Genomic DNA, 15,405 nt, shown 5'->3' on the forward strand with positions numbered 1-15,405 from the left:
TTCTTTGCGTTCTTAGCGTCTTCGTGGTTCATTAACTCTTATTATCGAACTCACCTCATCAACAACCTTTAAATCCTTCATGGAGATAAAAAATGCTCATGGGAATCGAGGGATATCAACTCTCACCTCAGCAACAACATCTGTGGCAATTACAACAAACCGATAACCCCTCTTATCGCGCTCAATGTGCTGTTGCAATTAACGGCAATCTTAACACCAACACATTAAAAGCCGCCTTAACACAAATTGTCCAGCAGCACGAAATTCTTCGTACCACTTATAGATACTTGCCTGGGATGACCATCCCATTACAAGTCATTGTAGATAATAGCTTTGACTGGCAACATCACGACTTAAGCAATCACCACCCCCAAGAACAGCAAGCAAAACTAGAAGTATTATTTCATCAGTTTAGTCAACACCCTTTTAACTTAACCCAAGGACCAGTTTTAAAATTATCTCTGGTCACTTTATCAAGCTCCCAACATATTTTATTTATCGCCTTACCAGCACTTTGTGCCGATACAGCAACCCTGGAAAACTTAGTACAAGAAATTAGCAAGTATTACACTGCTAGCATTGAGCATGAGGAATTATCCGATGAACCGTTGCAGTATGCAGATTTAGCAGCATGGCAGAATGAATTGCTGCAAGCCGGGAATACAGAAGGAGGAAGAGACTATTGGCGCAAGCTAGATTTTTCTGCCTTAACAGCGTTGCAACTGATATTTGAAAAACAGTTTACTGAACAATTAGAATTTTCTCCTCAAACTTACACTTTCAAAATAGACCCTGCTCTGGCTGCAAAAATTGACAATTTAACTCACCAGTCAAATGCTTCACTCTCTGATTTTTTTCTGGCTTGCTGGAATGTATTACTGTGGCGTATAACAGGACAACAAAACCTAATTATTGGTGTGGCTTCAGATGGTCGAAAATATCAAGAATTAAAAGCAGCTTTAGGTTTATTATCTAAATATTTACCAATTTATACTGAATTAAAAGAAGAATTTACGTTTAATGATATTTTGCAGAAAGTTCAGGAAACACTGACAACTGCTTATAATTATGAAGATTATTTTCATTTAGAAATAGCAGATTTACCACAGAACACGCCCCCATTTTTACCGCTTGCTTTTGAATTTGTACAGCCCCAGAAGTATCAAGCAGGCGATGTCTCATTTTCGATTTATGAGCAGTACGCTTGTAGCGATCGCTTCAAAATTAAACTCGCTTGCGTTTGTCAAGAAAATTCTATAAATGTAAACTTTACCTACGATGCCAACTTATTTTTGGTAGAAGATATTAAACGTTTAGCTGGGCAGTTTCAGACATTAGTAGAAAGTGCGATCGGCTTCGCCGCGCCGAAGGCGATCGCTCATCCAGATGAAGCTATCAGTCAGTTACAAATCCTGAGCGAAATTGAACAACAGCAACTGCTCTTTGAATTTAACAATACTAAACTTGACTATTCAATAAATAAGTGCATTCATCAACTCTTTGAAGAACGGGTAGCGAGTACACCAAACAAAGTTGCCATAGTTATTGCACAGGAACAACTTACCTACAAAGAACTAAACAGTCGTGCTAACAAAATAGCTCGCTACTTGCAGCAGTTGGGTGTTGGCGCAGAGGTCTTGGTGGGGTTGTGCGTTGAGCGCACGCCTATGATGATTCTGGGTATTCTCGCCATTCTCAAAGCTGGTGGGGCTTATGTGCCTCTAGATCCAGCTTATCCCAAAGAGCGCTTGGCGTTCATGTTGCAGGACTCCCAACCAAGAGTGTTGTTGACTCAATCTTTATTAGCAGAACTACCCGAACATACAGCGCAAGTTGTTTGCCTTGATACCAATTGGCATTTCATTGCACAGCAGCCAGAAGACAATTTAGAACAGACGGCAGATCCTGCCAACTTAGCTTATGTGATTTATACCTCTGGCTCAACCGGAACACCCAAAGGTGTTAGAGTTACTCATGCTAATTTGTGTCACTACGTGCAGGCGATGCAAATAGCGCTGGGTATCACAGCAGAAGATATTTATTTGCACACAGCATCTATAGCTTTTTCATCTTCAGTCAGACAGTTTATGGTGCCGTTGACTAAAGGCGCTACAGTTAAAATTGCGACTTCTGAACAGAGAAAAGACCCAAGAGCGCTGTTTGTAGGAATTAAGCAACACAATGTTACAGTCATTGATATCGTCCCCTCTTACTGGCGCAATTGCAATCACACCCTGGCAAGTTTAGAACCAGAGTTGAGAAAAACTCTTTTAGACAATAAACTGCGCTTGATTGTGTCTGCAAGCGAACCACTGCTGTCTGATATTCCCAGCACTTGGAGGTTTGACTTCCAGCACAGCGCACAGTTCATCAATATGTTTGGTCAGACGGAAACCTGTGGGATTGTCGCAACCTATCCGATTCCTGTCCAAGAGGATGAGCCGATGAAAGTCGTACCCCTCGGTCGCCCAATTGCCAACACGCAAATTTATCTGTTGGATCAACATCTGCAACCAGTGCCAATAGGGGTTGCTGGCGAAGTGTACATTGGTGGCTTGGGTTTGGGGCAAGGTTATCTCCATCGTCCAGATTTAACTGCTGAAAAATTCATTCCCAATCCTTACAGTAACCAACCGGGAGCGAGACTCTACAAAACCGGGGACTTAGGGCGTTATCTACCAGATGGCACTATTGAGTTTATCGGTCGCAGCGACTACCAAGTCAAAATTCGCGGCTTTCGCATCGAACTAGCAGAAATTGAAGCGGTACTAGGTCAGCATCCAGATATCAGGGAAGCAGTCGTTTTAGCAAGGGAAGATGCAGGTAACAAGCGTTTAGTGGCTTATGTGGTTCCTAATAATGTAGATTCTCTACAAAATTCAAAATCAAGTGACTTGGCTCGTTTTTTACAAGAAAAGTTACCCGATTATATGCTGCCTTCTAGCTTCGTAATGTTAGAGGCTTTACCACTCACACCTAACGGTAAGGTCAACCGTTCGGCGCTTCCTGCACCTGAGCAAGTACGACTTGAAACAATAGCAACTCCCCGCACACCAGTAGAAGAGGTTCTAGTTGGCATTTGGGTGAAAATACTTAATATTCAACAGGTGGGTATTAACGACAACTTTTTTGAGTTGGGCGGACACTCACTGCTCGCCACTCAAGTGATTTCCCAAGTGCGCGAAGCCTTTCAAGTAGAGTTACCCCTACGGAGTTTGTTTGAGTCACCAACGGTGGCTGGACTAGGCGATCGCATTGAAACAGCACTCAGATCCGGGCAGAAATTGGAAGTTCCCCCCATTGAACGTGTAGCACGAGATGGAGAATTACCACTGTCCTTTGCCCAGCAGCGACTGTGGTTTCTCGACCAATTGCAACCAGGTAGCGCTTCTTATAATCTTTCTCGAGCTGTGCGACTGCAAGGAACGCTCAACGTTGCAGCACTAGAACAGAGTTTCAATGAAATTGTTCGCCGTCATGAAGTTTTGCGAACCACTTTTACTGCTGTGGATGGGCAACCAGTTCAAGTGATTGCTCCCACACTTAGTATAAAAATGCCGGTAGTGGATTTGAGAGAATTACCACAAGACGCACGCGAAGCAGAAACTCAACGACTGGCTAAACTTGAGGCGCAACGCTCTTTTGACTTAACTACAGGACCATTATTAAATGCAACCCTCTTGCAACTTGCAGAGGAAGAGTATGTGCTGTTATTTACAATGCATCATATTGTTGCTGATGGATGGTCAGCAGGCGTGATTGTGCGTGAGGTTGCAGAACTCTACACAGCATACTGTAGAGACGTTGCATCCGAGAGTTCTACACTCCTGCCAGAATTGCCCATACAGTACGCAGACTTTGCCGTTTGGCAACGCCAGTGGTTGCAAAAAGAGGTGTTGGCGTCCCAAATGGAATACTGGAAGCAACAATTGAGTGGTAGTTTGCCAGTGTTGGAACTTCCCACCGATAGACCGCGACCAGCTATCCAAACTTTCGCAGGTAAAAAGCAGTCTTTTCAACTCTCTCCAACTCTAAGCGAAGCACTAAAAACCTTGAGTCAACGGGAAGGAGTTACGCTGTTCATGACCCTACTGGCAGCTTTTAACACATTGCTTTATCGCTACACACAGCAAGAAGATATCCTTGTTGGTTCACCTATTGCCAATCGCAACCGCAGCGAAATAGAAGGGCTAATTGGCTTTTTTGTCAATACCTTGGTGCTGCGTACTAACCTTGAGGGCAATCCCAGTTTTCGAGAGTTGCTAAAACGGGTGCGCGAAGTCACCTTGGGGGCATATGCACACCAAGATTTGCCCTTTGAGCAACTGGTGGAAGAATTGCACCCAGAGCGCAACTTGAGCCACACACCCCTATTTCAGGTGATGTTTGCCTTACAGAATGCTCCATCCGAAGCGCTTAAGCTTCCAGGACTGAGCCTAAATTTTCTAGAAGCAGACAGCGAGACAGCCCGTTTTGATTTGAGTTTGTCTCTCACTGACACAGCACAAGGATTAATTGGGGAATTAGAATACAACACCGACCTGTTTGACTCAGCGCGAGTGACACGGATGCTGGGATATTTCCAAAACTTATTGGAAAGCATTGTTGCTCATCCCGACCAGTCTTTATCAGATCTGACAAATTTAACCCAAGCAGAGCAGCAGCAACTGTTGGTGGAATGGAACAACACACAGGCTGATTACCCCTTTGTCTGCATCCATCAGCTATTTGAAGCGCAGGTAGAACGCACACCAGACGCCGTGGCTGTAGTTTTTGAAGACCTGCAACTTACTTACCAACAGTTAAACGCCCGTGCAAATCAGCTAGCGCATCATTTGCAAAAGCTGGGAGTAAGACCAGAAGTGTTGGTGGGGATTTGTGTTGAGCGATCGCTGGAAATGGTCATTGGACTATTAGCCATCTTAAAGGCTGGTGGAGCTTACTTACCATTAGATCCCCTACTACCTAAAGAGCGCAAAGCATTTATGCTGGCGGACGCGCAAGTCAGGGTATTACTCACACAACAGAACTTAGCAACCAGCTTAGAGCAGCATCAAGCTCAAGTTGTCTGCATCGATCGCGACTGGGAAAATATCGCCGCACACAACCAAAACAATCCCATTAGTGGTGTACAACCTGAGAATTTAGCATACATTATTTACACTTCTGGTTCCACAGGTCAACCCAAAGGCGTGCAAATTACCCATCGTAGTGTCGTGAATTTCCTCACGACTATGCAACAGCAGCCAGGGTTAACAGAGGAAGATACGCTACTTGCGGTGACAACTTTATCGTTTGACATTGCGGGACTAGAAATATTCCTACCACTGTTGGTAGGTGCGAGGGTAGTTGTAGCAAGCCGCTTGGTGGCTACAGATGGCATACAGTTATCACAACAGCTTTCCGATTGTGGCGCAACGGTGATGCAAGCAACCCCTGCGACTTGGCGAATGCTTTTGGAAGCGGGGTGGCAGGGTTCTCCACAACTCAAAATTCTTTGCGGTGGCGAAGCTTTACAACGCCAATTAGCTGTTCAATTGCAGCAACTGTGTGCAAGTATCTGGAATTTGTATGGTCCCACTGAGACGACTATCTGGTCTACAATTTATCAAGTGGATCACCGAGAAGGACCAGTTCCGATTGGTCGGGCGATCGCCAATACACAAATCTACATCCTAGATCGACATTTGCAACCTGTACCGATAGGAGTTCCCGGAGAACTCTATATTGGTGGTGCAGGACTAGCGCGTGGTTATCTCCACCGAGAAGAACTCACTGCAGAGAAATTTATCCCCAACCCGTTTAGTGAAAAATCGGAACTCCTTTACAAAACCGGAGATTTAGCTTGTTACCTGAGTGACCGTAGTATTGAATACAAAGGACGCATTGACCACCAAGTCAAACTGCGGGGCTTCCGGATTGAACTGGGAGAAATCGAGACGCTGCTCAACCAACACGCAGCAGTGCGAGAGACTGTGGTTATAGTACGCGAAGATAGACCAGGTGACCAGCGCTTAGTTGCCTACATAGTTCCGAATGGAGAATTCGACACCCGACTCATTGCCCAACTGCGCCAGTTTTTGCAGCAGAAGTTACCAGAGTACATGGTACCTTCAGCCTTTGTGATGCTGGAAGCTATGCCGCTCACACCTAATGGCAAGGTGAATCGCCGCGCCCTACCTACACCTGATATAACTCACTCACATCCGGAAAGTGGTTTTGTCGCACCCCGTAATCCCATTGAGGAAGCGATCGCCAAAATTTGGGTTCAAGTCCTGGGTGTGGAACTCTTTGGTATACATGACAATTTCTTTACCTTGGGAGGGCATTCATTATTAGCCACTCAGGTGATTTCTCGCATTCGCAAAACCTTCGAGGTAGATTTACCGTTACACCGCTTGTTTGAGTCCCCGACAGTTGCAGAACTCGCCAAAACCATCCAAGAGGTGATGAAGGTAGAACCCTTAAGCGCAACTCCTCCCATTATGCGCGTTTCCCGAGACGGCAATTTACCACTCTCTTTTGCTCAACAACGACTGTGGTTGCTAGAGCAACTGTACCCAGGCAGTTCTATGTACAACATACCAGTTGCTGTACGTCTGGTTGGTTCTCTAAATGTGGCGGTGCTGGAACAGAGTTTGAATGAAATTGTACGCCGTCACGAAGTATTGCGTACGACCTTTGCTATGGTCGATGAGCATCCGGTTCAGGCGATCGCTTTACAGCGATCGCTCCGCGCAATCGCCCCATCTCTCAATCTCAACCTGTCAATCCTTGACTTGCGCGAGTTGCCAGAACAAGAACGAGAAGCCCAAGTGCAAAACCTAAGCGCCGAAGAATTCCAACGCCCCTTTGACCTAGCCCAAGGTCCATTACTTCGATGCAGTCTCCTGCGCGTCGGTGAGCAGGAGCATATAATCTTGTTCAGCATCCACCATATCGTCTCCGATGGTTGGTCAATGGGTGTGTTCGTTCGAGAGTTAGCAACACTCTACGAAGCCTTTTCTCTCAAAAAACCCTCCCCACTCCCAGAACTGCCCATCCAGTATGCAGACTTTGCCGTTTGGCAACGACAATTGTTGCAAAAAGAGGTATTGCAAACCCAATTGCAAAGCTGGAAGCAGCAATTGGGCAACAATCTCCCAGTACTGCAATTACCAACAACTCGTCCACGCGCAGAAGTGAAAACAAACCGGGGTGCAACTCAAACTTTCGTCATTCCCCCGCAAGAGTCCGCAGCACTGCAAACACTCTCGCAGCAAGAGGGCGTCACCTTATTCATGACCCTACTAGCTGGTTTTCAGGTCTTGCTACAACGCTATACAAATCAGGATGACATTGTTGTTGGTACTGATGTTGCCAATCGTAACCAGGCAGAACTTGAACCATTGATTGGCTTTTTTGTCAACCTGCTTGTCTTACGCACCGACTTGAGTGAAAACCCCAGTTTCCGGGAGTTGCTCAAACGAGTGCGCCAGGTAACATTAAAAGCTTATGCTCATCAAGATTTGCCCTTTGAGGAATTAGTTAAAGCTTTACAACCCGAGCGGAATTTAAGCCAAACGCCGCCACTGTTTCAGGTGTTGTTTGTCTTGCAAAATGCACCCATGCCAGCCTTGGAATTACCAGAGCTTACCCTCAATCTGTTACCAGTAGATAACAAAATAGCCAGGTTTGATTTAGCTCTATTTCTTACAGAAACCGAGCAAGGAATTATGGGTAAGTGGCAGTATAATGCTGACCTTTTTGACGACACAACAATCACTCGTATGACACGTCATTTCCAAACGCTGCTTAATAGCATTGTGACGCAACCCGATGCCCGCCTCAGCGCTTTAGAAATGCTGACTGAAACCGAAAGAAAACAACAAGTTATGCAAAAAAGTGAGCGTAAAGCCTTCAAGCGGGAAAAGTTTATTAACGTTGCTCCCAAAGCTGTAAATTTATCACAAGAACAATTAATTAAAACCGATTATCTCCAGCCGGGGCAAACATTTCCTCTCGTCATTCAACCTCAGACTGATGAAATTGATTTAAAAAGTTGGGCTAAAAATAACCAAGAATTTATCGAGAGACAATTATTAAAACATGGAGCTATTCTCTTTAGAGGTTTCCATGTAAATTCTGTCTCAGACTTTGAAAATTTTGCCTCTGCAATTTGTCCAAATTTATTCGGTGAGTATGGCGACTTACCTCGTGCTGGAGAAGGAGGCAAAGTTTATGGTTCTACTCCTTACCCAGCAGATAAAGCCATTCTCTTCCATAATGAAAGCTCTCACTTACATCGGTTTCCTCTCAAGATTTGGTTTTTCTGCGTGCAACCAGCACAGCAAGGAGGAGAAACACCGATTGTAGATTGTCGTAAAGCTTACCAAATTCTCAATCCAAAGCTACGAGAACAATTAGCTGAAAAACAATTAATGTACGTTCGTAACTACACAGAAGGCTTGGATGTCAGTTGGCAAGATTTCTTTCAAACTACCGAAAAATCTGTTGTAGAAAATTACTGTATTCAAGCTAAAATTGATTTTGAATGGTACGAAAATAATGAGTTAATCACTCGCCAAATTCGTCCAGCACTAGCTGGACATCCAAAAACTGGCGAGCCAGTCTTTTTCAATCAAATTCAATTGCATCATGTAGCTTATTTAGATGTAGCAGTCCGAGAATCTTTGTTGTCTTTGTTTGGAGAACAAAAGCTACCGCGTAATGTTTATTATGGTGACGTTACTCCTATTGAAGATTCAGTTATTGCAGAAATTAATGAAGTTTATCGCCAATCTACAATGAGTTTTCCTTGGATGAAAGGAGACATTTTAATGCTAGATAATATGTTGACGGCACACGGACGGTATCCCTATGTAGGACAACGCAAGATTGTGGTAGCAATGGGAGAGATGATAAACGGCGAAAACATTGTAAAACCAAATCAGGAGGAAGAAAATGCTAAGTGATTTGAGCGGCTTTCGGCTTTCTCCTCAACAGAAACGCCTTTGGTTGTTACAGCAAGAGAGTTCTACTTATGTAGCTCAGTGTGCCATTCTCATAGAAGGAACCCTCCAGAAAGCAGTTTTGAAAACTGCTTTAGAAAAAATCATAAATCGACATAATATCTTGCGGACAGCTTTTCAAAGCCTATCCAGCTTAAAAATGCCGATCATGGTTATCCAAAATAGCTATGACTTTTCTTGGTGCGAGATAAAGTTAGATGAGCGATTAACCAAAGCTTCAATTGAGTCGATTTGCCAGGAAGAAAGAAAGCAAGCTTTTGACTTTGAAAGAGCAGTACTGTTGCGTGCATCTTTGCTGAGAATGTCCGCTACAAAGCATATTTTGCTTATCACTCTACCTTCGCTCTGCGCGGATGCATGGACACTAAAAAATTTGTTTCAGGAAATCAGTGAGGCATACTATGCTTTTGTGAATGGAGAGGAAATATGCGAAGAAGCTGTGCAATATATTCAATTTTCTGAGTGGCAGAATCAATTGCTTGCTGAACCAGAAGTAGAAACAGGCAAAGATTATTGGTGTCAGCAAGACTTTTCTGCTTTAAAGACTTTAAAACTACCTTTTGAAGATAAGGCTGATAAAAAAGCACAATTTCAGCTAGAATATTTAAATTTTGAAATTGCTCCCCGTCTCACCGCCAATATAAAATCTCAGGTACAGCAATCTGGGACTTCAGTTGCTGATTTCTTGCTTTCTTGCTGGCAGATTTTACTATGGCGGCTAACAGGACAGTCAGAGATGATTATTGGTACAGTCTATCATGGCAGAGAGTATGAAGAACTCAATGATGTTCTGGGATTGTTTGCTAAATCGCTCCCCATTCCTTGTCATTTGATATCAGACTTGCGCTTTAGCGAAGTTATAAAACAGGTGAGCAAAGCCACGCAAGATGCTTACGAGTGGCAGGAATATTTTTTTGTGGAACAAATCGACAGTTTTTCTGGCAATTTAGCAGGTTTTCCAATTGTTTTTGAGTATGAAGAATTGCCAGAAAAACTATTTACCGGAGATATTTCTTTTTCGTTCTACAATAAATATATCTGCACTGAACGTTTTAAAATAAAATTATTTTGTCTGGATAAGGGGAATTCTTTAGACATAGGAATTTATTATGATGCTAACTTGCTTTCAGCAGATACTATTCGTCGTTTAGCCGAACAATTCCAAACTTTATTAGCTAGTGTAACGGAAAATCCAGATGTAGCAATTAGTCAATTGGAAATTCTGCCGCAAAGTCAGGTTGAGCAACTACTCATCAAGTGTAACCAAACTCAAGTTGATTACTCACAAAATAAATGTATTCATCAAATATTTGAGGCGCAGGCAGCTTGTACACCAGATAATGTTGCAGTTGTTTTTGAAGAGCAGCAATTAACTTATGCTGAACTCAATAGCCGCGCAAATCAACTGGCACATTATCTGCGTAGATTGGGAGTAAAACCAGAGATTCTGGTAGGCATTTGTTTAGAAAGAACACACCTAATGTTAGTGGCAATGCTGGGCATTCTCAAAGCTGGTGGAGCCTATTTGCCACTCGATCCAGCATTGCCTCAAGAAAGTCTAACCTTTAGGCTACAAGATGCCCAAGTTCCAATACTCTTAACGCAACAAACCAGTCATTCAATCCAACAGGCAAAGTCTCTTTCACAAAGTGAATGTCAACATACAATTGAAAATACCGCATTGGTCTTTATAGACACTGATTGGGAAATCATTGCTCAAGAAAATACAGACAATATCAGCAGCGAAGTTACGCCTGAGAATTTAGTTTATGTACTCTACACTTCAGGTTCTACAGGCAAACCTAAAGGCGTTGCTGTTGAGCATCGGCAACTCCTTAATTACCTATATGGCATTTTGCCAAAACTGGATCTTCCAACCGACGCTAGTTTTGCAATCGTCTCTACCTTTGCAGCAGACTTGGGCAACACGGTAATTTTCCCTTGTCTATGTAGTGGTGGATGTCTGCATGTGGTGTCTTGGGAACGAGCATCTGATCCGACAGCTTTAGCTGCCTACTTTCGTCGTTATCCCATTGACTGCCTGAAGATAGTTCCCTCGCATTTGGCAGCATTGCTGAGTTCCGACCACATCGAGTTTATACTACCTCGCCAGCTACTGATTCTAGGAGGTGAGGTAACTGATTGGCATTTGATTGAGACGATTCAGCAATATGCTCCTCACTGCCGGATTATTAATCACTATGGTCCAACAGAAACCACTGTTGGTGTGCTGACTTATACCGTAACAAGGAAAACTTCTGAAACAACAGTTCCTATAGGGCGACCAATTGCTAATACGCAGGTTTATGTGTTGGATTCATATCTAAAACCTGTTCCTATAGGAGTTCCTGGAGAACTCTACATTAGTGGAGAATCCTTAGCACGGGGTTATCTAAACCGACCCGAACTGACTGTTGAAAGGTTCATTACCAACCCCTTTAGTAAAAATTATTCACAACGACTGTATAGAACAGGGGATTTGGTACGCTATTTGCCAGATGAGAATTTAGAATTTCTTGGTCGCCTTGATGAGCAAGTAAAAATCAGGGGTTTTCGCATCGAACTTGGCGAAATTTCCGCAGCACTGAGCCAACACCCAGCAGTACACGAGGTTGTTGTCATTACAGAAGAAGTAGCGGGAGAAAAACGCCTTGTAGCCTATACAGTCCCAACCTCAGCATCCAGTATTCAGCACTCAGTACTCATTCATGACCTCCGCAATTTCTTAAAAGAAAAGTTGCTAGAGTACATGATACCGTCAGCATTCGTCATACTAAAGGCATTACCCCTGACGCCAAATGGTAAAGTAGACCGTAACGCACTTCCCGCGCCAGATGAGGCGGTAGCAACACAAAGAAATTTTGTGATTCCTCGTACCCCAGTTGAGGAAGTCTTAGCCGGGATCTGGGCGCAGCTTTTGTTCCTGCAAAAGGTGAGTATTGAAGACAATTTCTTTGACTTAGGCGGGCACTCCCTAGTTGCAACTCAGGTGATTTCCCGACTACGCACTACCTTCGGAGTAGAACTACCGCTGCGTCAACTATTTGAATCCCCAACAGTGGCAGAACTGGCTGAACATATTGAAAGGGCGATGAGGGTTGCTTCTGTACAAGAAATAACATCTATTGGTCGTGTTTCTAAGGACAGAGAGTTACCACTTTCTTTTGCTCAAAAGCGACTGTGGTTTTTAGACCAGTTGGAGCCAGCCAACCCTACATACAACCTCCAAAGAGCTATTCGCCTCACAGGTTCACTCAATATTGCAGCATTTAGGCAAAGCTTTAGCGAGATTTTGCAACGTCATGAAGTTTTGCGAACCAGGTTTGCAATTAATGAGCGGGGAAACGTCGTGCAAATTATTACCCCTGCCCAAAGCATCAACTTGCCAGTGTTAGACCTGCAAAAGTTGTCAACAACTCAGCAAGAGGCAGAAATCCAACGGTTAATTCAGCAGGAGGGTCAGCAGGGCTTTGATTTAGCCAACGGACCTTTATTGCGAACCACTCTTGTACAACTAGGTAAGCAGGAGTATGTGTTGCTATTTACAATGCACCATATTGTCAGCGATGCCTGGTCAACAGGGGTACTGGCGCGAGAATTAACAGCACTTTATGAAGCATTTTCTCAAAGTAAGCCTTCTCCCCTCCAGGAACTGCCTATCCAGTATGCTGACTTTGCCCTTTGGCAACAAGAGTGGTTTGTGGGAGAACGATTAACAGCCCAGCTAGATTACTGGAAACAGCAGCTTGCAGGCGATCTGCCAGTCTTAGCACTGCCCACAGATCGTCCCAGACCTGCTGTACAAACCTTTGCAGGGCAAGAGTATGACCTGGTGTTGCCTCATGAACTCTCTCAAGCCCTTAAGGTATTGAGTCAGCAGGAAGGTGTTACCCTGTTTATGACCTTGTTGGCGGCGTTCAAAACCTTGCTCTACCGATATACAGGACAAGAAGATATCCTCATCGGCTCTCCTATCGCCAACCGCAACAGGGCTGAAATAGAACATTTAATTGGTTTTTTTGTCAATACCTTGGTGTTGCGGACTGATTTATCTGGCAATCTCAGTTTCCGAGAGTTGCTAAAACGAGTGCGGGAAGTCACTTTGGGAGCATACGCCCACCAGGATCTACCTTTTGAGAAACTGGTAGAGGAATTGCAACCACAGCGAGATATGAGCCGTCCGCCTTTGTTCCAGGTAATGTTTGTCTTCCAGAATGCTCCAACGGAAACATTGGATTTACCGGGTTTAAGCATTCAGCCAATGCCACTCAAGAGTAAGACGGCGAAATTTGATTTAGCTCTGTCTCTTGTAGAGACAGAGCAGGGACTGCTTTGCAAGGTGGAGTACAACACCGACCTATTTGAGGAGTTTACGATTTCTCGCTTGATTGAGCATTTTCAAATTTTACTGACAGGCATTGTCGCTAATCCTCAGCAGCGCCTCTGGGAATTGCCTTTGCTCACAGCAACCGAGCAGCAACAGTTAGTGGAATGGAATAATACTTACACTAATTATGACAATGAACGATGTCTGCATCAATTGTTTGAGGCACAGGTAGAGCAAACTCCTGATGCAGTAGCAGTCGTTTTTGAAGATGAGCAACTGACATATCGGGAACTGAACCAGCGAGCCAATCAACTAGCGCATCATTTGCAAAAGCTGGGAGTGAAACCAGAAGTGTTGGTGGGGATTTGTGTTGAGCGATCGCTCGAAATGGTGATTGGACTGCTAGGCATTCTCAAAGCGGGTGGAGCATATGTACCTCTAGATCCAAGCTATCCGCGCGATCGCTTGGCTTTCATGTTTGAAAACTCACAAACTCCTGTGTTGTTAACCCAGCAGCACTTGCTTGAGAACCTTCCGGCTCATACAGCTAAAGTCGTTTGCCTAGATAGCAACTGGGAAGTTATCGCTCGTGCCAGTTCAGAAAATCCTATCTGCAATCTCACCCCCGATAACCTAGCCTACGTCATTTACACCTCTGGGTCTACTGGTAGACCAAAAGGAGCAATGAATACCCATCGGGGTATTTGTAATCGCTTATTGTGGATGCAAAGCGCTTACCAATTAACGGCAGCAGATAGGGTTTTGCAGAAGACACCCTTCAGCTTTGATGTGTCAGTTTGGGAATTTTTCTGGACCTTGTTGACAGGTGCGCGTTTAGTGGTGGCTCAACCAGAGGGACATCGAGATCCGAACTATCTCGTCAAATTGATTTTACAGCAGCAAATCACCACTGTGCATTTTGTGCCTTCCATGTTGCAAGTGTTTTTGGAAACAGAAGGACTTGAGACTTGTAAGTGCCTCAAACGAGTGATAGCGAGTGGTGAAGCATTACCAGTTGAACTGCAAAAACGTTTTTTTACTCGTCTAGATGCCCAATTGCATAACCTTTATGGTCCCACGGAAGCTGCCATAGACGTAACCTTTTGGGAATGTGTGCCGGAAAATACCCATTGGCAAAAAGTTCCTATTGGTCGCCCGATTGCTAATACCCAGATTTATCTATTGGATCAGCATCTGTACTCCGTTCCTCTCGGAGTCATAGGCGAACTGTACATTGGTGGCGTGGCTGTAGGTCGGGGGTATTTAAACAGCCCGGAACTGACAGCAGAGAAATTTATCCCTAACCACTTTAGTGACGAACCGGGAGCGCGTTTGTATAAGACTGGGGATAAGGCACGCTACTTGGCAGATGGAAACATCGAATTTTTAGGGCGAATTGATGACCAAGTGAAAATTCGCGGTTTCCGCATTGAACTCGGAGAAATTGAAGCAGCCATCACCCAACACCCAACTGTACGCGAGTGTGTGGTTGTGGTGCGGGAGGATGAACTAGCTCAAAAGTGTCTGGTAGCCTATGTAGTCTTATACTCAGAACAGACACTGACAAGTAGTGAACTGCGCCACTTCTTGGAGTTGAAGTTACCAGGGTACATGGTACCCTCAGCCTTTGTGATGCTACAAGCACTGCCACTCACGCCTAACGGCAAAGTTAATCGGCGAGTTCTGCCTGCACCAGAAAATCTCCGCCCCGAGTTGGAAGTTGCTTATGTGATGCCGCAAACTGAGGTTGAACGAGCCATTGCTACTGTTTGGCAAAAAGCTCTTAATCTCGAGAATATAGGCATTCACGATAACTTCTTTGAACTCGGTGGTCATTCATTGCTAATGGTTAGAGTTCATAGAGAATTGCGTGAAATATTTAAAACCGATTTATCACTACTCAATCTGTTCCGATATTCGACCATCAGTTCTCTAGCTGAGTTTATAAGTCAGGGACATCAAAAGTTATATGGTAATGAAACGGATCATTCCACTGAGATTAGGACAGCTGGTAAAGCTCAACAAAAAAAACGTCTGCAAAAAATCAAGACAATCAGAAATATTTAA

At 44.2% G+C, this 15,405-nt stretch carries 2 protein-coding genes; both read left to right on the forward strand.

From position 1 onward, the window contains the following. Nucleotides 1–92 precede the first annotated feature (92 nt). A complete protein-coding gene (locus MAS10914_RS30580) occupies nucleotides 93–8,954 on the forward strand; it encodes a non-ribosomal peptide synthetase (RefSeq protein WP_020479985.1) in 8,862 nt (2,953 codons plus the stop codon). Continuing rightward, nucleotides 8,944–15,405 (forward strand): non-ribosomal peptide synthetase, encoded by a 6,462-nt coding sequence (locus tag MAS10914_RS30585; protein WP_020479986.1) that lies wholly within the window; start codon nucleotides 8,944–8,946, stop codon nucleotides 15,403–15,405. The genes MAS10914_RS30580 and MAS10914_RS30585 overlap by 11 nt, the downstream gene beginning before the upstream one ends.

The organism is Mastigocladopsis repens PCC 10914, assembly GCF_000315565.1.
Classification (GTDB): domain Bacteria; phylum Cyanobacteriota; class Cyanobacteriia; order Cyanobacteriales; family Nostocaceae; genus Mastigocladopsis; species Mastigocladopsis repens.